The organism is Accumulibacter sp., from assembly GCF_023806635.1.
Classification (GTDB): domain Bacteria; phylum Pseudomonadota; class Gammaproteobacteria; order Burkholderiales; family Rhodocyclaceae; genus Accumulibacter.
Genome location: NZ_JAMTDQ010000098.1, coordinates 25769 through 46633, shown reverse-complemented (window position 1 = coordinate 46633; position 20865 = coordinate 25769). Strand labels below are relative to the sequence as shown.

At 64.4% G+C, this 20865-nt stretch carries 20 protein-coding genes; 15 read left to right on the top strand and 5 right to left on the bottom strand.

Annotation, left to right across the window (positions count from 1 at the left end; all coding sequences use genetic code 11):
* Positions 1-75 precede the first annotated feature (75 nt).
* Entirely contained in the window at positions 76-1485 is a 1410-nt protein-coding gene (locus NFW30_RS17370) for an FAD-binding oxidoreductase (protein WP_295358253.1), read from the top strand.
* A gap of 21 nt (positions 1486-1506) precedes the next feature.
* On the opposite strand, the gene NFW30_RS17365 is transcribed toward NFW30_RS17370, so the two are convergent.
* From NFW30_RS17365 to NFW30_RS17355, 3 genes are all read right to left on the bottom strand, one after another.
* The gene (locus NFW30_RS17365; protein ID WP_295358256.1) at positions 1507-2376 is read right to left on the bottom strand and encodes an Hsp33 family molecular chaperone HslO; all 870 of its coding nucleotides are present in this window, start codon (positions 2374-2376) and stop codon (positions 1507-1509) included.
* Between the two features lie 147 nt (positions 2377-2523).
* A complete protein-coding gene (gene nadA, locus NFW30_RS17360) occupies positions 2524-3621 on the bottom strand; it encodes a quinolinate synthase NadA (protein ID WP_295358258.1) in 1098 nt (365 codons plus the stop codon).
* A gap of 156 nt (positions 3622-3777) precedes the next feature.
* Positions 3778-4227 carry a rhodanese-like domain-containing protein gene (locus NFW30_RS17355; protein WP_295358261.1) on the bottom strand — a complete coding sequence of 150 codons (450 nt, stop codon included), beginning with the start codon at positions 4225-4227 and terminating at the stop codon, positions 3778-3780.
* A 296-nt stretch (positions 4228-4523) separates the two neighbouring features.
* Here NFW30_RS17355 and glnA point away from each other — a divergent pair, with 296 nt between their 5' ends.
* The 10 genes from glnA (at position 4524) to NFW30_RS17305 (ending at position 14465) form a co-directional block, all read left to right on the top strand.
* Positions 4524-5939 carry a type I glutamate--ammonia ligase gene (gene glnA / locus NFW30_RS17350; protein ID WP_295358264.1) on the top strand — a complete coding sequence of 472 codons (1416 nt, stop codon included), beginning with the start codon at positions 4524-4526 and terminating at the stop codon, positions 5937-5939.
* Positions 5940-6120: 181 nt separating this feature from the next.
* The gene (locus NFW30_RS17345) at positions 6121-6609 is read left to right on the top strand and encodes a DUF4124 domain-containing protein (RefSeq protein ID WP_295358267.1); all 489 of its coding nucleotides are present in this window, start codon (positions 6121-6123) and stop codon (positions 6607-6609) included.
* A gap of 76 nt (positions 6610-6685) precedes the next feature.
* Positions 6686-7759 (top strand): nitrogen regulation protein NR(II), encoded by a 1074-nt coding sequence (glnL, locus tag NFW30_RS17340; protein ID WP_295358270.1) that lies wholly within the window; start codon positions 6686-6688, stop codon positions 7757-7759.
* A 71-nt stretch (positions 7760-7830) separates the two neighbouring features.
* Positions 7831-9249, top strand: coding sequence for a nitrogen regulation protein NR(I) (gene ntrC / locus NFW30_RS17335; RefSeq protein WP_295358346.1), 1419 nt, complete (start codon positions 7831-7833; stop codon positions 9247-9249).
* A 51-nt stretch (positions 9250-9300) separates the two neighbouring features.
* Positions 9301-10107 carry a biotin--[acetyl-CoA-carboxylase] ligase gene (locus NFW30_RS17330; RefSeq protein ID WP_295358272.1) on the top strand — a complete coding sequence of 269 codons (807 nt, stop codon included), beginning with the start codon at positions 9301-9303 and terminating at the stop codon, positions 10105-10107.
* The gene (locus NFW30_RS17325; protein WP_295358275.1) at positions 10104-10826 is read left to right on the top strand and encodes a type III pantothenate kinase; all 723 of its coding nucleotides are present in this window, start codon (positions 10104-10106) and stop codon (positions 10824-10826) included. Before NFW30_RS17330 ends, NFW30_RS17325 begins: the two co-directional genes overlap by 4 nt.
* Before the next feature lie 45 nt (positions 10827-10871).
* On the top strand, positions 10872-11276 hold the full coding sequence (locus NFW30_RS17320; protein ID WP_295358278.1) for a DUF350 domain-containing protein: 405 nt from the start codon (positions 10872-10874) through the stop codon (positions 11274-11276).
* 54 nt (positions 11277-11330) lie between these two features.
* Positions 11331-12362 (top strand): SPFH domain-containing protein, encoded by a 1032-nt coding sequence (locus NFW30_RS17315; RefSeq protein WP_295358281.1) that lies wholly within the window; start codon positions 11331-11333, stop codon positions 12360-12362.
* Positions 12363-12403: 41 nt separating this feature from the next.
* A complete protein-coding gene (locus tag NFW30_RS17310; protein ID WP_295358284.1) occupies positions 12404-14323 on the top strand; it encodes a DUF4178 domain-containing protein in 1920 nt (639 codons plus the stop codon).
* Position 14324: 1 nt separating this feature from the next.
* Positions 14325-14465, top strand: a complete 141-nt coding sequence (locus tag NFW30_RS17305) for a hypothetical protein (RefSeq protein WP_295358286.1) — start codon at positions 14325-14327, stop codon at positions 14463-14465.
* 17 nt (positions 14466-14482) lie between these two features.
* Here the strand turns inward: NFW30_RS17305 and NFW30_RS17300 are convergent, their stop codons facing one another.
* Both NFW30_RS17300 and metK read right to left on the bottom strand, forming a co-directional pair.
* Complete coding sequence (locus NFW30_RS17300) at positions 14483-15712, bottom strand: HD-GYP domain-containing protein (RefSeq protein ID WP_295358289.1); 1230 nt, start codon at positions 15710-15712, stop codon at positions 14483-14485.
* Positions 15713-15828: 116 nt separating this feature from the next.
* Positions 15829-16998 (bottom strand): methionine adenosyltransferase, encoded by a 1170-nt coding sequence (metK, locus tag NFW30_RS17295; RefSeq protein ID WP_295358292.1) that lies wholly within the window; start codon positions 16996-16998, stop codon positions 15829-15831.
* Between the two features lie 240 nt (positions 16999-17238).
* Here metK and NFW30_RS17290 point away from each other — a divergent pair, with 240 nt between their 5' ends.
* The 4 genes from NFW30_RS17290 to NFW30_RS17275 are packed head-to-tail and all read left to right on the top strand — an operon-like array spanning position 17239 to position 20864.
* A complete protein-coding gene (locus tag NFW30_RS17290; protein ID WP_295358295.1) occupies positions 17239-18108 on the top strand; it encodes a lysophospholipid acyltransferase family protein in 870 nt (289 codons plus the stop codon).
* Positions 18109-18160: 52 nt separating this feature from the next.
* Positions 18161-19273: a glycosyltransferase family 4 protein gene (locus tag NFW30_RS17285; protein ID WP_295358297.1), complete on the top strand. Its 1113-nt coding sequence runs from the start codon at positions 18161-18163 to the stop codon at positions 19271-19273.
* Positions 19270-20094 (top strand): lipopolysaccharide core heptose(I) kinase RfaP, encoded by an 825-nt coding sequence (gene rfaP, locus NFW30_RS17280; RefSeq protein ID WP_295358300.1) that lies wholly within the window; start codon positions 19270-19272, stop codon positions 20092-20094. Before NFW30_RS17285 ends, rfaP begins: the two co-directional genes overlap by 4 nt.
* On the top strand, positions 20091-20864 hold the full coding sequence (locus tag NFW30_RS17275; RefSeq protein WP_295358303.1) for a lipopolysaccharide kinase InaA family protein: 774 nt from the start codon (positions 20091-20093) through the stop codon (positions 20862-20864). Before rfaP ends, NFW30_RS17275 begins: the two co-directional genes overlap by 4 nt.
* The last annotated feature ends 1 nt before the right edge of the window (position 20865 follow it).

Here is a 20865-nt window from a genome sequence, read left to right as displayed (position 1 = left end):
CTGGCGCCGCAGACCGCGCAGCAAGTGCCGGCGGTTCAGTGCTGCGGCAGCCATCCGTGAGCGCAGAGGGCATCCGTGGATGACACAAGTCTGATCAGCAGGCTCGGTGAAGTGGTTGGCGAGGCGAACGTGCTGGTCGACGCCGGCGCCGTGGCCGGACATCTCGTTGACTGGCGGGGTCGCTATCGCGGGGCGGCGCTCTGCGTCGTCAAACCGGCGACCGCGGCCGCCGTATCAGCCGTCGTGAGGCTGTGTGCGCAGGCTGGCGTGGCGATGGTGCCGCAGGGTGGAAACACCAGCCTCTGCGGCGCGGCGACGCCGGCTGCCGACGGCCGCTCGGTGGTAATCAACCTTGCGCGGTTGAACCGCGTTCGGGCGATCGATGCGACGAACAACACGATCACCGTTGAGGCGGGTTGCCTTCTGCAGCGGGTACAGGAGGCTGCCGCAGCGGTCGGGCGGCTTTTTCCACTGTCACTCGCCGCCGAGGGAAGTTGCCAGATCGGTGGCAATCTGTCGACCAATGCCGGCGGTGTGCAGGTCTTGCGTTACGGTACCGCGCGCGAGCTGACGCTGGGCATCGAGGTGGTCCTGCCCAATGGCGAGCTTTGGGATGGTTTGCGTGCCCTGCGCAAGGACAACACCGGTTACGACCTCAAGCAGCTGTTCATCGGCGCCGAAGGTACGCTCGGCGTCATCACTGCCGCCGTGCTGCGGCTCTTTCCCTGGCCACGGGCGAAGGCGACCGCCTGGCTGGCGATTGCCGCCGTGGAGATGGCGCTGCGCGTGCTGGTGGCCCTTCAGGATCGTTTCGGTCCGGCGCTGACCGCCTGCGAGCTGGTGTCCGGGGTGGCGCTGGGACTGGTTCGCAAGCACATTCCCGGTTCGCACCCGACACTGGTCGACAGTCCATGGCATCTTCTGGTCGAGCTGTCCGCTGGCGCCGACGAGGCTTCCCTGCGCGAGGAGCTGGCGTCCTTCCTGGCGAGCATGATCGAGGACCGACGGGTTGCCGACGCGGTGCTGGCGCAGAGCGGCGAGCAGGCACGGCGGCTGTGGACGCTGCGCGAGAGCATTGGCGAGGCGCAGCGGATCGAGGGCCCGAGCATCAAGCACGACGTTTCGCTGCCGATCTCGCGCCTGCCGGAGTTCATCGATCGAGCGGATCGTGCCTTGGTTGAGGCTTTCCCGGGCATCAGGATGGTCACCTTCGGCCATATCGGCGACGGCAATCTGCACTACAACCAGTCGCGACCGACCGCGGGTGACCAGGCCTTGTTTCTCGCCGCGCAGCCGCAGGTCAACCGGATCGTGCATGACCTCGTAGACGAGTTCGGTGGGAGCATCAGTGCCGAGCACGGCATCGGTCAGCTGAAACGTGCCGAGCTGTTGCGCTACCGGACGTCGCTGGAGATCGGCATGATGCGCGTGGTCAAGGAAGCCCTCGATCCGCGAGGGTTGATGAATCCCGGCAAGATACTGTGAGCGCCGGACGATGCATGCGCGTCAGTGCCGTGTCTTCGGCAGGGTCGCCGCCGGGTCGGCAAACAGCTCCTCAATCGCGGCTGCATCGAAACGGTACTCGCGATTGCAGATTTCATCCCTGATCAGCACTTCACCGTGCTCGTGCAGGGTGGCGTAGACTTCGCTCGCACCTAGGGTGTGCAGCAGCGCGCGCGCCTTCTGCCAGTCCTCGGGGCAGTTTAGGCTGACGTCTTGCGCGGCAAAGAGGCGGATCGTTTCCTCGGGGAAGAGTCGTGGCAAGAGATCTTCGGCTGCCAGCGAGAGCAGCTCCGAACGACCGATCGTTGCCGCCAGCGCCTCCGCTCGTGTCCAGCCGTCGGCGTCGCGTTCCGCGGCCGTCGGCAGTTTCTGCAGCAGCATGCCGGCAGCCGCTTCGTCCGAAACCGCCAGGAACATGCGCGCCGGTTGCTGCACCGATTGCCCCAGGTAGTTTTCGAAGACCTCGGCAATGCTCTCGCCATAGATCGGCACGATGCTCTGGTAAGGCTCGCGCATTGTCGGCATGTCGAGCGCGAGCAGCAGTTGGCCATCGCCGAGCATCTCGCGCATGGATCCTTCCACCACCGTTTGCGCGCACTTCGCCATGCCGCGAACCTGCAGCTGCTCGTTGCAGTCGATGACCAGCAGCGAGATCGGACCCTTGCCGCGCAACTGGATCGTCACCCGTCCCGGCTGCTTGAGGTTGCTGCCGACGAGCAGGGTGCTGGCAGACAGTTCGCCAAGCAGCCGTGCCACAGGCAGTGGGTAGCCGCGATCCTCGATGAGTTTCTGCCAGACCGGGCCAAGGCGGACCAGGGCACCGGCGATGTCGAGATCGTCCAGCAGGAAGCGGTGCAGGCAGTCGGTGTTCATCGGCGTCCGGGCGCTAGCGCTGCCGGGCAGCAGGGCCCTGCCGGCAGAGGACCGGAGCGGCGCAGTCCGCCTGCAGCTGTCGCGGGTTGCCAGCCGATGCGCGCGGCGCGATGTCGCGCCGCTGGCTTGCCGGCATGCATGTCGCTCTCAGGACACTTCCAGCATGCGGTCGAGTGCCAGCCTCGCGAGTTCCCGCTCGTGCTCGGGTACGCGAATCTGGTTGACCACCGTGCCGTCCGCCAGGTTTTCCAGCGTCCATGCCAAGTGTTGCGGGTCGATGCGTTGCATCGTCGAACACATGCAGACCGTCGGTGCCATGAACTGGACGATCTTGCCCTCGTGTCTGACCTCCTCGGCAAGGCGGTTCACGAGATTGAGCTCGGTGCCCACCAGCCAGCGCGTGTTGGCAGGGGCTTCCTTGATCGTCCGCACGATGTGTTCGGTCGAGCCGACGAAGTCCGATTGCCGGCAGACCTCGAAGCTGCACTCCGGGTGCGAGATCACCTGGCCGTCTGGATGCTGATTGCGGAAACGCAGGATGTGCGCCGGCTGGAACATCTGGTGTACCGAGCAGTGGCCCTTCCAGAGCAGCAGCCGGGCGGCGCGGATCTGCTGCGGGGTCAGGCCGCCCGACTCGAGGTCGGGATCCCAGACCACCATTTCGTCGAGCGGGATGCCCATCTGGAACCCGGTCCAGCGGCCAAGGTGCTGGTCGGGGAAGAAGAGGATCTTCTCCCGACGGGCGAAGGCCCAGGTGGCGATCGTGCCGGCGTTGGAGGAGGTGCAGACGATGCCGCCATGTTCGCCGCAGAAGGCCTTGAGGTCGGCTGCCGAATTGATGTAGGTCACCGGAGTCACCACTTGCTCCACTTCGATCACCTCGCCAAGCTCACGCCAGCAGCGTTCGACCTTGGCGAGATTGGCCATGTCGGCCATCGAGCAGCCGGCCGCCAGGTCCGGCAGGATGGCGATCTGGTCGGGTTTCGACATGATGTCGGCGACTTCGGCCATGAAGTGGACGCCGCAAAAGACGATGAGGCGCGAAGCGGTGTTCGCTGCCAGACGCGACAGCTTGAGTGAGTCGCCGGTCAGGTCAGCGTACTGATAAACGTCGGCGCGCTGGTAATGGTGGCAGAGGACCACGACCTCGCTCCCGAGGCGCGCGCGCGCCTTACGGATCCGCTGGTGGCAGGCGTCGTCCTGCAACTGGTTGAACTTGTCGAAGCTGATGGTGGCGGTTTGCATGGCTGGTGGTCGAGTCGATGTGGGTGAAGGCCCTGCTGGACGAAGCGATCGGCTTTCGGGGCCGATGCATCAAACCGGTGCTCCGCCAGCCTGCAGCATCGCTAGCTTCCGCTCCGCGCCCTGTGGTCGGCTGGCGATTTTCCGTTGCACGCGCTCTCAGCTCCGCCAAGGCAGGCCCGCGTGGCGCCAGCCACCGAGCCTGCCGCGCTGGCCGCTGGCGTCGACATCCCCTTCGAAGCCTTCGAGCACGTTGTAACATTCGCGCTGCATGGCCTGTGTGGCGAGCGCGGCGGCGTGGTGCGAACGCGCGCCGCTGCGGCAGATGAACAGCAGCAGCGCTTCCCGATCGGTCTGTTGCTTGAGCTGTGCGAGAAAGTGCGAGTTCGGTCGGCTCTCCGGGTACCCCATCCATTCGATCTCGATGGCGCCGGGAATTCTGCCCACCCAATCCCACTCGGCCCGTGTGCGCACGTCGACCAACCGGGCTCCGGGCGCCAGTTGCCAGACCTCGAACGCTTCACGAGGCGTCAGGGCGCCGGCGTAAGGCAGGCCGAGTTCCTGTCCGCGCTCGTGGGCGAGTTGCAGCAGGTCGGTCAGTCTTCCCATGGTGTCTGTCGAGGCCTCCTTGGAGCAGATGTTTCAAGGATCGGAGTATAAATCACTTGCATCGTTCCCGGCGCCCCCGCACGATGGCCGTAGGGTGGCGCGGGCGCACCTGGATGGTGCGAGAGTTGAGGCCCTGCACCAATGATGTGCGCACAAAATGCCTGATCGTGTTCCGAGACCTTGTGGCACAATGATCCGTCGGTCGGGAATCGATTGGCACGTTTTGTGCTAATTCCTTCGCGCAACGATTTTCTACTGTCGCCGCTGACCCCGGCACCTGTTCAGGAGGCCCTTTGATGGCAAGCCCGCAAGACGTGATCAAGATGGTGAAGGACAATGAAGCGAAGTTCGTGGACTTCCGCTTTACGGATACCCGCGGCAAGGAGCAGCACGTGACCGTTCCGGTCAGCGCCTTCGATGAAGAGAAATTCGAGAATGGCCATGCCTTCGATGGCTCGTCGATCGCCGGCTGGAAGGGGATTCAGGCGTCGGACATGCAACTGATGCCCGATCCGGCGACCGCCTACGTCGACCCGTTCTTCGACGAGACGACCGTCGTGCTCACGTGCGACGTTGTCGACCCGGCAGACGGTCGTGGCTATGATCGCGATCCGCGCTCGATCGCCAAGCGGGCAGAGGCCTACCTGAAATCCTGCGGTATCGGCGATACCGCATACTTCGGGCCGGAGCCCGAGTTCTTCATCTTTGACTCGGTTGCCTGGAACGTTGACATGTCCGGCTGCAACCTGAAGATCTACTCGCAGGAGGCGGCCTGGACCAGCGGCGAAAAGTCCGAGGGCGAGGGCGGCACAGGTCACCGGCCGGGAGTCAAGGGCGGCTACTTCCCGGTGCCGCCGGTTGACAGCCTGCACGATATTCGCTCGGCAATGGTCCTGACGCTGGAAACGATCGGTGTGCCGGTCGAAGTGCATCACCACGAGGTTGCCACCGCGGGTCAGTGCGAAATCGGCACCCTGTTCAACACTTTGGTGAAGCGTGCCGACTGGACGCAGATCCTGAAGTATGTCGTGCATAACGTCGCGCATCAGTACGGCAAGACGGCCACCTTCATGCCGAAGCCGATCGTCGGTGACAATGGTTCGGGGATGCACGTCCACCAGTCGATCTGGAAGGATGGCAAGAACCTCTTTGCCGGCAATGGTTACGCCGGCCTGTCGGAACTCGCCCTGTTCTATATCGGTGGCATCATCAAGCACGCCAAGGCGCTCAACGCCATCACCAATCCGGGCACGAATTCGTACAAGCGGCTGGTGCCGCATTACGAAGCGCCGGTCAAGCTCGCCTACTCGGCCAAGAACCGTTCGGCGTCGATTCGCGTGCCGCACGTGGCTTCCGACAAGGCGCGGCGGATCGAAACCCGCTTCCCGGATCCGATCGCCAATCCCTATCTGTGCTTTTCGGCGCTGTTGATGGCGGGTCTCGACGGCATCCAGAACCGTATTCATCCCGGCGATCCCGCCGACAAGAACCTCTACGACCTGCCGCCGGAAGAGGATGCAAAAATCCCGACCGTCTGCGCAAGTCTCGAGGAGGCGTTGGCGGCGCTCGACAAGGATCGCGACTTCCTGACGCGTGGCGGTGTGTTCTCCGACGACTGGATCGATGCCTACATCGAACTGAAGATGGATGAGGTCAACAAGGTTCGCATGACCACCCACCCGGTGGAGTTCGACCTCTACTACAGCTGCTGAGCCAGCGTGCGTGTGCGAAGGACGGGCGTTGCCCGTCCTTCGCACGTCTACCGATCGACCTCCTTCCGCGTTAGTATTGCAGCCGATTGGTCACCATGGTCACAGCCGTGGAACCGCCCCGACTGCCGTAGGGCCCGTTGCGGTCCGCGGCTCCGCCGGCGCCAGGAGGAATTCGAAGACGATGAGACGACCGCCACGCCTGTTCTGCGCACTTGCCCTGTCGCTGTCTACCTGGATGCAGGCGACAGCCCAGGACATCTACAAGTGCGTCGATGCAGAGGGCCATACGACCTACTCGAACGTGCCGACCAGGAGCTGCCGCAAGCTGGTCCTGGATCCGGTGAATCTTGCCCCGGCGTCACGACAACCTGCTGCCAGGACGGCCACCCCGGGCAACTTCCCGAAGGTCGACGAGCAAACGCAGAAATCACGTGACGGCGATCGCCGACGTATCCTTGACACCGAGCTGGCCGCCGAGCAGAAGAATCTCGAGCAGGCCAAGCAGGAGCTGGCCCAGCAGGAAGGGACCGTCCTGCCCAGCGAGCGAATGCAGGGCGGTGCAATCAGCGGTGGCAAGGTGCAGGAGCGGCTGCAACCTTACAAGGACAAGGTGGCGCTGCACCAGCGCAACGTCGAGGCCATCCAGAAAGAGATCGCCAATCTGCGCTGAGCGCGGCGCCGACGGCCAGACGCGGGCCTGACCTGGCCAGGCGTTCACCAGTTCGCCAGCGCGATCCTGCCAGCCAATGCCCGACGACCCAGCGAATCCATTCGGCGGCCTTGACCTGCTTTCGTCGGCCGTGCTCCTGCTCGACGAGAAGCTGGAAATCCGCTATCTCAATCCGGCCGCCGAGAACCTGCTCGAGATCAGTCAGAAGGTCTTCTTCGGCTGTCGTCTGGACGGCGTGATGGAATGTCCGCCGAAGCTGCTCGCGGCCCTCGACAGCGTGTGCGTCCAGGGCTGGAGCTACAGCGGGCAGAATGTCGAGTTGCGTCTGGCTGGCGGCAACATGCTGCAATTGAACTGCGCGGTGAACCCCGTCGAAGCGCCGAACGTTCGCCTGCTCATCGAGCTCTGGCCGATCGACCAGCAACTCCGGGCGACGCGCGAGGAGCGCCTGGTCGAGCAGCAGCAGGCCAGTCGTGAGCTGATCCGGAACCTCGTCCATGAGATCAAGAATCCACTGGGAGGGATCCGTGGCGCCGCGCAGTTGCTCGAGCGCGAGCTCGGCAATCCCGGGCTGCATGAATACACCCAGGTGATCATCAAGGAAGCGGACCGCCTGCAGGAACTGATGCGTCGGCTGCTGTCGCCACATCGGCCGATGCAGCCAGGCCCGGTGAACATCCACGAGATTCTCGAACGCGTGCGCAGCTTGCTGACGGCAGAGTTCCCAAGCATCCTAGCGGTGCGCAGGGACTACGACACCAGCCTGCCGGAACTCGTCGGCGACCGGGAACAGCTGATCCAGGTCTTCCTGAACATTGCCCGGAATGCCGCCCAGGCGATTACGCGGCAGACTGGCCGCGGGCCATCGGGGCCAGGCCAGATCACGCTGCGCACGCGTGCAGCGCGGCAGGTGACGTTGTTCAAGCGGCGCCATCGGCTGGCGCTCGAGGTGCACGTGATCGACGACGGCCCGGGAATCGCCGAGGAGATTCGCGAGCGCATGTTCTACCCTCTGGTTTCCGGCCGATCCGGGGGAAGTGGTCTCGGGTTGACGCTGGCGCAGAGCTTCGTCCAGCAGCACCAGGGGACGATCGAGTGCGAGAGTCGGCCGGGCCACACCTGTTTCACGATCCGTCTCCCGCTTGGTTGAACATCCTGGCAGGTTTCTTGCTAAAGGATCAGGACATTCTGATGACAACAGACAGGCCGGCCGAGGAATCCATGAAAGCGGTGTGGATCGTTGATGATGACAAGTCGATACGCTGGGTTCTCGAGAAAACGCTGGCGCGCGAGAAGATCCCGTTCTGCAGCTTCGCTTCCGCGAGCGAGGCATTGGCGCGGCTCGACGCGGGGGCACAGCAGCCGCAGGTGCTGGTGTCCGATATCCGCATGCCCGGACAGTCGGGGCTCGAGCTGCTGCAGATCGCCAAGGAGCGCTTTCCGACGTTGCCGGTCATCATCATGACCGCCTACTCCGACCTCGACAGCGCCGTGTCGGCATTTCAGGGCGGCGCCTTCGAGTACCTGCCGAAACCTTTCGACGTCGATCAGGCGCTTGAGCTGATCCGGCGCGCGATCAGTGAAAGTCTGCACCAGACTGGTGCGCCGAACGACATCGGACTGACGCCCGAGATCCTGGGGCAGGCGCCGGCGATGCAGGAGGTCTTTCGTGCCATCGGCCGCCTGAGCCAGTCGAGCGCCACTGTCCTGATCACTGGCGAATCGGGTTCCGGCAAGGAACTCGTCGCGCGAGCGGTGCATCGCCACAGTCAGCGCGCGGACAAGCCGTTCATTGCCATCAACACCGCAGCAATCCCGCGCGACCTACTGGAGTCGGAGCTCTTCGGTCATGAGCGCGGCGCTTTCACCGGCGCCGCCGGGCAGCGTCAGGGGCGCTTCGAACAGGCCGAGGGCGGCACCCTGTTTCTGGACGAGATCGGTGACATGCCGGCAGAGCTGCAGACCAGGCTGCTGCGTGTCTTGTCCGATGGTCACTACTATCGCGTCGGTGGTCATTCGCCCCTCAAGACGCGGGTGCGGATCATCGCGGCGACGCATCAGGATCTCGAGGCGCGTGTCCGGCAGGGCTTGTTCCGCGAAGACCTCTTCCATCGCCTCAACGTCATCCGGGTCAGACTCCCCAGCCTGCGTGAGCGCCGCGAGGACATCCCGATTCTCGCTCGCCACTTCCTGCAGAAGAGCGCCCGCGAACTGGGCGTCGAGGGCAAGCGCTTCTCCGAGGCTGCGCTGAAGCATCTCAGCGGGCTCGACTTTGCCGGCAACGTGCGGCAGCTCGAGAACCTTTGCCATTGGCTGACCGTGATGGCTCCGGGGCAACTGGTCGACGTCGCGGACCTGCCGCCCGAACTGCGGGAGTCGTCGCCGTCGGCAGCCAGCGACGACTGGGAGGCTGTGCTCGGCCAAGCGGTGGACCGCTGCCTGGCTGGTGATCCCGGACAGGTTCATGCCAGGCTGTCGCAAGCCTTCGAGCGGGTTCTCATCAACCGGGCTCTGGCGCATACCGGCGGACGGCGGATTGAGGCCGCACAGGCGCTCGGCATCGGGCGCAACACGATCACCCGCAAGATTCAGGAACTGGGAATCAGCAGCGGCGGCTCAATCGACGACAGGGAAAGCTGAAGAGCGGAATAATCGGCGATAATTGCCGACGTCGCTTCGGATTGCCCAACGATGGCCCAGTTCGTTTCCGCTTGTCAGATCGATCCCGGACGCCTTTTCCCGCTGCTGGGTCAGGCGCGTGGCCGTTTCACGGTCGAGGCGCTGGCTGCATGCGGTTCGACCAGCAGCGTGCTTCTCGAACGTGCTCGCCAGGGTGCCCCATCGGGTTCGGTGCTGATTGCCGACGAACAGACTGCGGGCCGTGGCCGGCGTGGCCGCAGCTGGCTGTCGTCGCCGTCCGCCGGCCTGACCTTCTCCTTGCTCTGGCGTTTCAGCGGCGGCGTTGCCCGGCTGGCCGGTCTGTCGCTGGCGGTCGGTTTGGCGGTGGCGCGCGCGCTCCAGCGCATTGGTGCCACTGGTGTCGGGCTGAAGTGGCCCAACGACATCCTGCTCGATGGCGGCAAGCTTGGCGGCATCCTGGTGGAACTGGAATCCGTGCCAGCGGGAGTGTTGGCGGTGATCGGCATTGGTCTCAACCTGCAGATGCCGCCGATCGGTGAGGAGGAGTTCATCCACCCGCCGGCGGCCCTTTCGCAGGCGCTGTCGCCACTGCCGGAGCGACACCGGTTGCTGGCAGAGCTGCTGATCGAACTGGCGGCGGTTCTCGACCACTTTGACGCCGACGGTTTCGCCGTCCTGCGAGCCGACTGGCAGCAGCAGCATGCGTGGCAGGATCGGCCCGTACGCCTGCTGGACGGCGATCGCCTCGATCGTCAGGGCATCTGCCTTGGCGCAGACGAGGATGGTGCGTTGCTGCTGCAGACGGCAAGCGGTATCGAGCGTTGCCTGTCCGGCGATCTATCACTGCGCGTCGCATGATCATCGCCATCGACGCCGGCAACAGCCGCATCAAATGGGCCACTCACGAGGGGGGGCGCTGGCTCGACTGCGGCGTTCTGGCGACTTCCGACATCGCCTGGCTGGCCGAGGCGGCCGATGAATGGCCAGCCGGTGCACAGGTCGTGGTCTGCAATGTCGCCGGCGCCGAGGTCGCGGCAGGCATCTCGTCCTTGCTCGCCGCACGCCAGGCGCGGGTTTCCTTTCTCCGTCCGACGGCAGCCGCCTGTGGGGTGCGCAATTCCTATGATTTGCCGGCACAACTCGGGGCGGATCGCTGGGCCGCCCTGATCGGTGCTCGTGCGCAGTCAGCGAACGCCTGCCTGGTCGTCTGCGCCGGCACGGCGACGACGGTCGACCTCCTCGATGCCGACGGAGTCTTTCGTGGCGGGCTGATACTCCCCGGTTTCGACCTGATGCGCGCCGCATTGGCGAGCAACACGGCGCAGTTGCCGTTCGCTGAAGCAGGTGCCTTCCGTGCCGCGCCCCGCAATACCAGCGACGCGATCGTCAGCGGCTGTCTGCAGGCCCAGCTTGGCGCGGTCGAACGCATGTTTGCCGCCATTGCCAGCGAGGCCGGTGCGGAATGCCTGCTGACCGGGGGCGGGGCGGAGCGTCTGGCGGCCCACCTGCGGATTCCCTTCCGGCTGGTGGAGAATCTGATCCTGCGCGGTCTGGTGCGCTATGCCGAGTCACCGTGAGCCACCCGCCGGGCGTCGTTGACGCGCGAAGAGAGGAGAAGCCTGATGCCGACCCATCTGCTGAGCATGCTGCCCGCCTTTCTCGCCTACTTCTCCGTGGCGATCGTCTTGCTGGCGCTGTTCCTGCTGGTCTATCTGAACGTGACACCGTACGCTGAGCTGGCACTGATCCGCGCCGGCAACACGGCCGCTGCGACGAGCCTCTCCGGCGCGTTGCTCGGTTTTGCCATGCCCGTGGCCAACGTCATTGCACACAGCGATACGCTCCTCGATCTCGCCGCCTGGGGCGCGATTGCCGGCGTGATCCAGATTCTTGCCTACCTGGCCATCCGCCTTGCCGTACCGCAGCTGACGCAGGACATCCCCGCCGGCAGGATGGCTCCGGCGGTTCTTCTCGCGGTGGTATCGCTCACCGTCGGTCTGATCAACGCAGCCTGCATGACCTACTGACGGATCCTTTCCTGGCGGCGCATTGCCGCCACAACTTGTTTGCGGGAGCTTGCCATGGCACTCATGGATTTCATCAGGAAGCAGTTCGTCGATGTCATTCAATGGACCGAGGAGGGTGACGGAGTGCTCGCCATGCGTTACCCGATGCAGGACCTGGAGATCCAATATGGCGCGCAGTTGACGGTCCGCGAATCGCAGATGGCCGTTTTCGTCAATGAAGGCCAGATCGCCGACGTGTTCAGTCCCGGCCTGTACACATTGACGACGCGCACATTGCCGGTGCTGACCTACCTCAAGAACTGGGACAAGCTTTTCGAGTCACCCTTCAAGTCGGACGTCTATTTCTTCTCGACCCGTTTGCAGCTCGACTGCAAGTGGGGGACGCCGAATCCGATCACCATCCGCGACAAGGACTTCGGGATGGTGCGCATGCGCGCCTTCGGCATCTACTCGTACAGGCTTGTCGATGCACGCAGGTTCCACAGTGAAATCTCGGGGACGCGCGAGCAGTACTCCGTTGCCGACCTCGATGGCCAGCTGCGCAACCTCGTCATCAGCTCGATGACCGACCTTTTCGGCGAGTCCGGGGTTCCTTTCATCGACATGGCGGCGAACCAGGATGAGCTGGGCAGGCAGCTGAAGAGCAAGCTCGAGACCGTATTTGAACGCTACGGTCTGGCGCTCGACAGTTTTGTCGTCCAGAACGTCTCGCTGCCCGAAGAACTGCAGAAGATCCTCGATACGCGGATCGGCATGAACATGATCGGCGATCTTGGCCGCTACACGCAATACCAGGTGGCGACGAGCATTCCCCTGGCGGCCCAGAACGAAGGCGGCATCGCCGGGATCGGTGCCGGGCTGGGCGCCGGCCTTGGCATTGGTCAGACGATGACTGCAGCAATGGCGCAGGCCACCGGCTCCGGCACCACACCGGCGGCAGCGTCGGCAGCGGTGCCGGTGGCTGCAGGCAACGCCGACGAAGTGGTTGCAACGCTGGAGAAGCTGCACGGACTGGTGGCGAAGGGCATCCTGTCGCAGGCCGAGTTTGACGCCAAGAAGGCAGAGCTGCTGGCCCGCCTCGGCTGATGTCGGTTGCCTGAATCTCCGACGGTGCCGGACCGGCCATCGTGAAGCAAGCGAGTTGTCCGTCCTGCGGTGCGCCGGTCGTCTTTCGCGCGGCGAGCTCGCTCTACGTCGTCTGCGATTTCTGCCGCAGCACCCTGCTGCGCAGCGGCGAGGACCTGCAGAAAATCGGACGCATGGCCGAACTGCTGGAGGACGATTCGCCGATCCGGATTGGCAGCGAGGGCCAATTTCGCCAGCGCCATTTCACGGTCATCGGTCGCATCCAGCTGCAGTACGCAGCGGGTCTCTGGAACGAGTGGCACATCCTCTTCGATGATGGCCGAAGCGCTTGGCTTGCCGAGGCCTCCGGCGAGTTGATCGTCAGCGCGCAGGTGGCAGTCAAGGATCCGCTGCCGGCATTCGCGGCGCTGGCGCCCGAAATGCCGGTCACTCTCGACGGTCGGCGCTTCGTCGTCACCGATCTGGCGACTGCGCGCTGCATCGCCGGCGAGGGCGAGCTACCTTTCCGGGTCGCTGCGGGCTACGACGTCAATACTGCGGATTTGCGTGGCAACGATCGCTTCGTGACGATCGACTACAGCGAGACGCCGCCGCTGGTCTTCGTCGGCCAGCCGGTTGCCGTCGCCGATCTCCAGCTGTCTGGGCTGAGGGATGTGCGGGAGCCGGCGGTCGCGTACCGACAGGTCGCGACCCGCGCCCTGACCTGTCCGAACTGTGCGGCCCCACTGGAGATTCACTCGCCAGCTACGGAAAGCATCGGCTGCGAGAGCTGCGGTTCGATCATCGGTGTCGATGACGAGAACCTCAGGCTGTTGTCACGGGCGGCACAGGCATTGCGCGAGGTGCCCTGGCTGCCGCTTGGCAGTGCGGGCCGGCTGCGCAACACTGACTGGCGGGTGATCGGATTCATGCGCCGCAGCTCGGGTTCCGCAGGCTCCACTTACTCGTGGTCCGAATACCTGCTGTACGACGGGCAGCAGGGCCTTGCCTGGCTGATCGAGTATCAGGGCCACTGGAACTTCTCACGCAGCCTGTCGAACCCGCCCAACGTCAGCCGCGGCGAGGCGAAATTCACATACGCCGGGCGGCAGTACCGTCTCTTCAACCATGGCGAGGCCGAGGTGATCTACGTCGTCGGTGAGTTCTACTGGCGAGTGTCGGTCGGCGAGCGCTGTGTCGTCGACGACTTCATCTGCCCGCCGCTGATGCTTTCACGCGAGGTCAACGAGCGCGAATCCACCTGGTCAGAGGCCGAGTATCTGGAGCCAGACGAGATCTGCGCCGCCTTTGGCATCACGACACCACTGCCAGTGCGCCGCGACGTTTACGCGAACCAGCCGAACCCATTGGTCGAAACGCATCGCCACATCTGCCGCCTGTTCTGGAAACTGGCGCTGGCGGCTACCGTGGTGCAGCTGGCTTTCATCTTTCTCATCGCTTCCGAACCGCTGCTCAGGCAGCGCGTCGTTCTCGCGGCAGAGAACGATGAGGCGACCCTCACCAGTCAGGAGTTCGTTCTCAAGAGCCGTGCTCGTGCGCTGCTCGTCCGCCACCAGACCAGCGTTGTCAACAACTGGGTGTCGGTGAACACGACCTTGGTCGAGAAGAACACCGGGGAGGCCTATCTGGGCCAGCAGGAGATCAGCCACTACAAGGGAGTCGAAGACGGGGAGAGCTGGAGCGAGGGGTCGCCGGCGGACGAACTGGTGTTCCGTGCAGTGCCGCCGGGAACCTACCATCTGGTGATCGAGTATGAGCTCGGCAGCGACAGCAGCGAGGCCGTCGTCGATACCATCGAGGTCATAGGCAACCCGACGGGATGGTCCAACTACGTTCTGCTGCTGATCTTCCTCGCGGTCTTCCCGCTGCTGTCGCGCTGGCGGCGCAACTCGTTCGAGGCACGACGCTGGCGCGAGAGCGATGTCGGGGACGATACGAGCGGCGACGGAGACGAGGACTGAGATGATCAAGGCCAACTGGCTCGCCGGACTGCTCGCACTTGCCCTGTTCAGCACCGCCCAGTATCAGGGGTGGAACCTGTTCGGACACGAGGGTTCTTCGCAGACCGCGCGCGCGGTGGCGGGTCGCGGCCACCACAAGTAGCTGAACCGGGCCGCGTCTCATGACGGGGCGGCGCACCACATCTCGTTGAGGTCGGGGAACTTCCATTTTTCCGGATCTTCTCGGCCGACGATCTTGTGCGGACAGCCCGTGCTGCCGAGGTCGATGAGCTCGGGACGGACGCGCGCATTGCTGCGCGTCGAGAAGAAAACCTTGACCTGTGGAGTCAGGAGCGACTTCTGGCCCTGTTCCGTGACCACTCCCAAGTGACCCGAGCTGAGGAGCACCAGCGAGCCGATCGGGTAGATGCCGACGCTCTTGACGAAGGCCTGGAAAACGCGCGTGTCGAAGTGACCGTGACTCCACTCGGCCATCTTGCGCACCGATTCCGCCGGGTCCCAGCCTGCCTTGTAGGGACGGTTCGATGTGATCGCGTCGTAAACGTCGCAGACGGCGCCCATCTTGGCAAAGATGCTGATTTCGTCTCCGCGCAGTCGCTTCGGGTAGCCTGAGCCGTTCACCTTTTCATGATGGTGCAGGACGACGTCGAGCGCCACCGGGTCCGGCTTCGCCGCCTGCGTCAGTATCCGGTGGCCTTCTTCAGGATGCGACTTGATGATGGCGAACTCGGCATCGGTCAGTTTGCCGGGCTTGTTGAGCACTTCGAGCGGCATGACCGCCTTGCCGAGGTCGTGCAGTAGCCCGGCAGTGCCGGCGGCACGCGTCTGCGCCTCATTCATGCCGAGTTCGCGGGCCAGGGCGACCATCAAGGCGCAGACGGCCACCGAGTGCATGTAGGTGTAGTCGTCAGCCGTTTTCAGGCGCGCCAGGCTGATCAGTGCTCCCGGGTTGCGGCTCACCGAGTCCGAGATCTCCTCCACCAGCCGTTGCGCACTCGTTGCATCGACGGCCCTGCCCATGCGTGCCTCCTCGAACATCGAGGTGACGGCCTGCCGCGACTTGGCGACGATCCTCGCCGCACGGGCGAACTCGGCTGCCGTTGAAACGCGCTCGAGCTGACGCTCCTCCTGCGCGGCAATGGCGAGGTCGGCCTCGACCTGCCTCTCGTGTTCGGCGACCGAGCAGACAGGTTCATCGGCCGCCACGTCGAGGCCCTTTGCCGAGTCGATCCAGACCTCGCGGATGCTGCTGGCGCGGATGGTGTCGATGTCCTTCGGGTCGCTGATGACGAAGGCCGAGCGCCAGAACGGGTGCTCCATCCAGGAGCCGCAGAACTCCTTGAGGTACATGCCGACCGTGAGTTGCTTGACGCTGATCTTCTTGAGCATCCGTGCTCCTGTCCGTGCGGGTCGTCTTCCGCAGACAGGAGTTTAAACCGTGTGGCGCCGGGCGGCAAAACGAAGGGGCCATGTGGCCCCTCTTGGTGTCCGCTCGTCGCCGGGGGCTACGAGAGACCTGCTGCCGCCCGCAGGGCCGTGGCCTTGTCGGTCGCTTCCCAGGTGAACTCGGGTTCGTCGCGACCAAAGTGGCCGTAGGCTGCGGTCTTGCGATAAATGGGCCGCAGGAGGTTGAGTGACTGGATGATGCCCTTTGGACGCAGATCGAAGTGCTTGCCGATCAGATCGACGATGAGTTCCTCACTCACCCTGCCAGTGCCAAAGGTGTTCACCATCAGCGATACCGGCCGTGCGACGCCGATCGCATAGGCGACCTGTACCTCGCAGCGCGAGGCGAGTCCGGCGGCGACGATGTTCTTGGCGACGTGGCGCGCGGCATAGGCGGCCGATCGGTCGACCTTCGACGGATCCTTGCCGGAGAAGGCGCCGCCGCCATGCCGGGCAGCGCCACCGTAGGTGTCGACGATGATCTTGCGACCCGTCAGTCCGCAGTCGCCGTGCGGGCCGCCGACGACGAAGCGACCGGTCGGGTTGACCAGGAAGCGGGTATTGCCCGTCAGCAGCTCCTTGGGAACGACCGGCTTGATCACTTCCTCGATAACGGCTTCCGAAATCTGGGCATGCGACACCTCCGGATCGTGCTGTGTCGAGACGACCACGGTGTCGATCGAGACTGGTCTGCCGTCGACGTAGCGGACGCTGAGCTGGCTCTTCGCGTCCGGGCGCAGCCACGGCAGTCGGCCGTCGCGGCGGACCTCGGCCTGACGCTGCATGATCCGGTGTGCGTAGTGGATCGGCAAAGGCATCAGCGACGCTGTTTCATCGCAGGCGTAGCCGAACATCAGTCCCTGGTCGCCGGCGCCCTGGTCGAGGTCGATCCCCTGACCCTCGTTGACACCCTGGGCGATGTCGGGTGACTGGCGGTTGATCGCTGTCAGAATGGCGCAGCTCTTGTAGTCGAAGCCGATGTCGGAGTTGTCGTAGCCGATCCGGCGAACCGCTTCCTGGGCAATTTCGCGGTAGTTGATGTGTGCCTTGGTGGTGATCTCGCCCGAGATCACCACCAGACCGGTGGATACCAGGGTCTCGCAGGCAACCCGTGCCGGTGGGTCGTCGGCCAGGATGGCGTCGAGAATGGAGTCGGAGATCTGGTCGGCCACCTTGTCCGGATGGCCCTCGGAAACCGATTCCGAAGTGAAGAGGTACTCGTTGCTCACGCTGCGTGTGCTCCATAATTGAAAAACCCCGAAACGACCGCGTGGCCGGCTCCGGGGTTTGAGCAGACGACGCTTTAGCAGTATTTGCTGGCCGCTCTTGCGGCTCGTTCCGCCCTGCAAGTTGTCCTGATTAACTCGGCGGATGGATAATTATACTTTTTCTCGTTGCGCTCAGTCAAAAGCGTGCCGCGCTGCCGCCTGTACCGCACCGTTCTTTCCCCGCCAACATCGGAACGTCGCTTGCATATCCTGTTTCGCTGCCTCAGCCTCCTGCCACTGTCCTGGCTGCATGTGCTCGGAGCCGTGCTCGGCTGGCTCGTCTGGCTGTGCTCGCCGACCTATCGTCGACACATGGCAGAGAACATGGAGCTGGCGCTTGGCGAGGAGGAAGCGCGGCGGGTACGACCGGTCGCCATCGGCGAAGCCGGCAAGGCGGGTCTGGAACTGGCGCGCATCTGGGCGCGGCCACAGATGGAGGCGGCAGCGCGGGTCGTCAAGGTCTCGGGTTGGGACTTGGTCGAGGCAGCGACGCGACGAGGAAAGGGAATACTCTATCTGACGCCGCATCTCGGCTGCTTCGAGATCACTGCCCAGTACCTTGCAACGCACGCACCGATCACGGTCCTTTATCGGCCACCGAAGCGGGCGTGGCTGCAGGAACTGATCGAAGCCGGCCGGGCGCGGGCGCAGCTGCATCTGGCGGCGGCAGATCTCTCGGGCGTACGCAGTCTGTTGAAGGCGCTCAGGCGTGGCGAGGCGGTGGGCATCCTGCCCGACCATGCGCCGAAGGCGGGCGAAGGGCGCTGGCTCGACTTCTTCGGCAAGCCGGCCTACACGATGACGTTGGCGGCGCGACTGGTCGACAGCGGTGCAACCGTGATCATGGTCTGGGCCGAACGACTCCCCGCTGGCGCCGGCTATCATTTCCGACTGCAGGAGCCGACGCAGCCCATCGCGGGCACCATCGAAGAACGGGCACAGCAGATCAATCGCGAGATGGAGCATCTCATCCGGCAGTGCCCGGGACAGTATCTCTGGGGCTACAACCGGTACAAGGGGCGTCGCCGCAGCGAATCATCGCCACTTCCGGCGGGGGGGCTGGCACCGTGACGAGTTGCCAGCGGCGCCTCGCCGATGCCGGTAGTGGCAGTGAAGAATCCTGATGGAAATCGCCTTCTGTCTCTACAAGTACTTTCCGTTTGGTGGCCTGCAGCGCGATTTCCTCCGCGTGGCGCTCGCCTGCCAGGCGCGCGACCATGCGATCAGGGTCTACACCCTGGAGTGGCGCGGGGATATTCCGGCCGGCTTCGAACTCGTGCTGGTTCCCGTTCGCGGGCTGACCAACCTGCGCCGTTACCAGCGTTTCAGCGGCTGGGTGGCCAGTCATCTGGCGGCCCATCCCGTCCATCGTGTCGTCGGCTTCAACAAGATGCCGGGACTGAACGTGTATTTCGCTGCCGACTCGTGCTTCGAGGAGAAGGCACGCATGCAGCGTGGCGCGCTCTATCGCCTGTCGGCGCGCTACCGGCATTTCTCCGCTTACGAACGGGCGGTCTTCGGTCGGGAGGCCCAGGTGGAAATCCTGATCCTGTCGCCGGTGCAGGAGCGTCTGTTCCAGAGCTACCATGGCACTCCGGCCGAGCGATTCCATCTCTTGCCTCCCGGCATCTCGCCGGACAGGCGGGCGCCGCCGGATGCGGCGGCAATTCGGTCGAGCGTGCGCAGCGAGTTCGGGGTGGCAGGCGACCAGTTCCTTCTCCTGCAGCTCGGCTCGGGCTTCCGGACCAAGGGTCTCGATCGCAGTCTGAAGGCCCTGGCGGCGCTGCCGCCGGCGTTGCGTGCGCGTTGTCGGCTCTTCGCCATCGGGGATGATGACCCGCGTTTCTTCCAGGGCCAGGCGCGATTGCTTGGCGTCGCCGAACATGTGCGCATCCTGCCGGGACGCAGCGACATTCCGCGTGTTCTGCTCGGCGCCGACCTTCTGCTGCATCCCGCCTACAACGAAAACACCGGCACCGTCCTGCTCGAGGCCCTGGTTGCCGGCTTGCCGGTACTCACCACCATTGTCTGCGGCTACGCGCACTATGTCGTCGAGGCCGGTGCCGGCGTCGTCATCGATGAGCCCTTCAGGCAGGACTCGCTGGACCGGGCACTGCTCGGGATGCTCGAAGACGACTCAGCGCGGCGCCGCTGGCAGGCCAATGGTCTCGCCTTCGCCGAGGTCGCCGACATCTATGCCAATGCCGAGCGTGCCGCTGATGTCATCCTGAAATGAGTACGCGCATCCTTTGCCTCGATGAACCCTTTCGTTCGCTGTGGTCCGGGCAGGATCCATTCGCCGCCGTCGAGGCATTGCAGGGTACTGTTTTTCGCCAGCTCGAGGCACGTCGCACCCTGCGCACCGAGATCGCCGGCCGCGGCTACTTCGTGAAGATTCATCGTGGTGTCGGCTGGGCCGAGATCGCCAACAACCTCCTGCGCTGCCGCTTGCCGGTGCTCGGTGCGCAGAACGAGTGGCTGGCCGTGCAGCGCCTGCGCGCCTGCGGCGTCGATACCATGCGCGTGGTCGCCTGTGGCTGCCGCGGTCGGAATCCGGCGCGTCAGTCATCGTTCATCGTGACCGAAGAACTGGCTCCGACAGTGAGCCTGGAGGACTATTGCGCCGGCTGGCTCAAGCAACGGCCCGAGCTCCGTCTGAAACGGGCGTTGATCCGCCGCGTCGCCGAACTGGCCAGGGCGATGCACGGCGCCGGTGTGAACCATCGTGACTTCTACATCTGCCACTTCCTCGTTCATCTGGAGCCGTACCCGACGCCAGAGAGAATGCGACTGTCATTGATCGATCTGCACCGCGCTCAGGTCCGTGCGGTGACGCCGCGGCGCTGGCGTGACAAGGACCTTGCAGCCCTGCATTTCTCGGCCCTCGACATTGGCCTGACGCGCAACGATCTGCTGCGTTTCGTTCGGGTCTATTTCGCGCGGCCGTTGCGCATGGTTCTGCGTCAGGAAACATCGTCGCTCGATAGCCTGCGACGGAAGGCACAGCGACTGCAGGCGCGTTACGAGCGCAAGCTCGCACGCGGCGAGATGACATGAACCACTGGTATCTCAATCCTGACTTCGCCGACGGTCCGGCCGCCCTTCTGTTTGCCGACCTCGAACAGGTGTTTTCCCTCGAAGGCGAACCCATCACCCACGATCTGATCAGTCGTGTCCTGCGCGTCACCGTCGCTGGCCGACGCTACTATGTCAAGCGTTACACCGGCAGCGGCAAGGGCAAGAGTGCGATCCGGCGCTGGTTCGGCCTGCGCCGCTGGTTCGGTCTGCAGCGGGTGCGCGCCGAGTGGCAGAATCTGCAGACCTTCCAGGCCTGGGGCATCCCTACGGCAACCCTCGTTGCATACGGGCTGGAGCGGCGCCTGGGGCGGTTCACGCGCGGTGCGCTGATCACCGAGGAGATCCGCGACACGATGAATCTGGCGGAGATGGCCTATGCCAGTGATGCACGACTCCGCGACCGGCAATGGCTGGCAGGCGTTCTGCGCCAGGTGGCGACGATCGCACGGAAGCTGCACGAGGCAGGCTTTGCGCACAATGACCTCAAATGGCGCAATCTCCTGGTTGACAGCGCCGTCGTGCCGACGGTCTACCTGATCGACTGCCCAAGCGGCAGCTTCTATCGCGGTGCGGTTCTCGACTACCGCATCATCAAGGATCTCGCGTGTCTCGACAAGCTGGCGAAGACGCAGTTGTCGCGCAGCCAGCGTCTGCGGTTCTATCTCGACTACACACGGCAGCAGCGACTGGCCGCGACGGACCGCCGACGCATCAGGCGAATCGTCGGCTTCTTCGCGGGTCGGGATTAGT